The organism is Phenylobacterium sp., assembly GCF_035944335.1.
GTDB lineage: Bacteria > Pseudomonadota > Alphaproteobacteria > Caulobacterales > Caulobacteraceae > Phenylobacterium.
In genome coordinates this window covers 1-2,406 of sequence record NZ_DASZBG010000116.1, presented here as the reverse complement: position 1 = coordinate 2,406, position 2,406 = coordinate 1, and the positions used below count along the sequence as shown (strand labels likewise).

Below are 2,406 nucleotides of genomic sequence, written 5' to 3'. Positions count from 1 at the left end.
GCCTGCTGAAGGGCGAGCTTGAGCGTGGCGACCAGCGTCGGGCTGGGGGAAGGCTCGTCCTGCAGCGCGCGCAATTGCGCCCAGGCCTGCTGCTCGCGACCTTCGGCGGCGGCGGCGTTCTTGAGGCTCGTGTACACCTGGCTGTAGCGCGCCTGCTCATCGGGATCGAACAGGCTCGCCCGGCCGGCTTGGGCGGCGGCCTCCCAGCGGTCGGTGAGCGTATTCCACAGCTGCGGCCGCCCGATCCAGCTCGGCGGCCTGTAGCCGGGGGTTCCCGCGCTCCTGAGCAGCGCCTGAATCTCGTCGAGCCTGGCCGTGATGCAGGCTTGCACCGACTTGCGTTTGTCGAACTGGACGAAGGTCTCGACCATCTCCTGCCGAACGTTCTCCCGCGCCTCGGCGGCGAGGCGCCCCTCGTGAATGTGCTCCACCAGCTGTTCGCCCGCGAGCGCGGTGAGCACGCCCAGCACGATGATGGCGTACTCCTTGGCGAACTCGCGCCAGCCATGCCACGGCCTCGGTTTGTGGATGTCCAATGCGCCGCCCCCAGCGGATCAACCTTGACCGGAGCCTAGGCGGACTCGCCGAAGGACCGCTAGGTCCTGTCACCGCGAATTCTGGATCAGTCGGTCAGTCCCTCAGCGACAGCCAAGGCCAGGACATCGTCGTCTGACGTCCCGCTTCGAAGGGTTGCGAGCGCGTCCCTTAGCATCACGGTCGCGGCGTAGACGACGACCACGATGACCAGCCAGCGAAGTAGCTCGACCGGCAGGTTCTTCACGATCAGCGCGGCGATGGCCACGGCCACCGCGCCTCCCACCGCGAAGCCGAGGGCGATGCGGATATCGGCCAGGCCCTGCTTGATGTGTCGCGCGCTGATCACCGTTGCGGCGAGCGCCCCTCCGGTCGCCATGATCGGGAACACCAGTCTTGGGTCCATTCCCATCAGGCTGAACATCAGCAGAGACGGGGCGTAGTGGCCAATCCCGAAGTTCAGCAGCACGCCCATCACGAAGCTCGCCGCGACGGCGGCTATCACCAGCGGAATCGGCAAGGACGCCGCCAGACCTCCTGCAGGCAATAGGTGCAGGTTTGATGCGGCGTAGAGTGCGGCGGCGATGAGCAAGGCTGCCGCGACGACGCCCTGCACGATCCAGATCGGCGCCCAGCGGACCACGCGGCTCCCAAAGAGCCCGCCGAGCAGCAGGGCGATGGAGTAGCCAACCAGCAAGAGGGTGTCGACGTGCACGCCCAGCAGAACGAGGAATATCCCGGCCTGGACGATCGTCGGCAGGGTGCAGGCCACGATCAGGGTGCAGGGAATCCGGCGGTCCGGCATGCGGACGCGGATCTTGAGCCAGGCCATTGTCGGAGCAAACGAGCCGATGCCCAGTGTGTCGAAGAAGTTCACCACCGCCCCGACCGCGGTGGCCTCCAACCCCAGTCTCAGGGCGCCTTGGGCGAGTGCGCTGCGCACCAGCACGATGGCGTACCGGGCCGCGGCCATAGCCAGAAGGACCAGGATAAGGGTGAGCAATGCCATTCCTCCGCGGCCATGCGACAGCAAAGCTTGCGACGCCAACCTAGGCAGGGTTCGCGCTCTCGTCGACTCGCCAAGGATGGGCCCTGTCAGGTTAGCCGAAAACCTGGGCTCTCATGTCGCAATGGCTCAGCCCGCGCGAAGGGCGTTCTCTGAAATCATTGAAGAAATCGAAGACGCCGCTGGCGACAAGCCGGATTGCGACGGAGCCAAACGGCTGTCCATGGCTACTTCCGCGCCGGGGTGGGCTGCGAGGCGCCGGGGGTGTCGATCCGCTCGCCCCGGACCATCTGCTCGTCGATCGTCTGGAACTCGGCCATCGTGCGGAGCAGGCGGGCCTCCTGCACGCGCAACTCCGCAAGGCGAAGACGCGCCGTGCGCCCCAGATCGGCGTCGCCGGGCGTCGCCTGGCGGACCGCCAGCGCGGCCTCCGCCTGATCGGCCGACTGGGTGATCGCGCTCATCCTGCTGTCGAGGTACCCTTGGGTGGCTTCCACCTTCCAGCCGTTGTCGATCAACAGCTTCGGCATGATCGGAAGCAATGCGCTGTCGCGGATGGCGGTCCAGGCGGCGTCCGCCGGCAGGAAGAGATCCGGCCGCTGCAGCGGCGGGGGCGGCGTGCTCTCGCCCTTCGCCAGCACCGCAAGCACGGCGTCCGTGGAGACGAGCCCTTGCGTGAGGCTCTTCACGTCATAGGCGATGACGTGGCGATTCTCCTCGCTCTCGGCCCGCAGCTTCTCGGTCATCTCGCGGGCCAGCGCACGGTTGTGGAGCCCCTCCGCCGTCTGCTCCGCGGCGATGGCGATCAGCACGCCGATGACGATGGTGCCGATCTCCTTCAGGAACTCGCGGACGCCGTGCCAGGG

At 67.2% G+C, this 2,406-nt stretch carries 3 protein-coding genes; all 3 read right to left on the bottom strand.

All coding sequences use genetic code 11. The features are described 5' to 3' along the window. Positions 1-536 (bottom strand): hypothetical protein (locus VGT80_RS17705; RefSeq protein WP_327457978.1); only part of this gene is annotated, 536 nt, incomplete at its 3' end. An 86-nt stretch (positions 537-622) separates the two neighbouring features. Beyond that, the gene (locus VGT80_RS17700) at positions 623-1,543 is read right to left on the bottom strand and encodes a TSUP family transporter (protein ID WP_327457977.1); all 921 of its coding nucleotides are present in this window, start codon (positions 1,541-1,543) and stop codon (positions 623-625) included. 224 nt (positions 1,544-1,767) lie between these two features. Continuing rightward, positions 1,768-2,406 (bottom strand): hypothetical protein (locus tag VGT80_RS17695; RefSeq protein ID WP_327457976.1); only part of this gene is annotated, 639 nt, incomplete at its 5' end.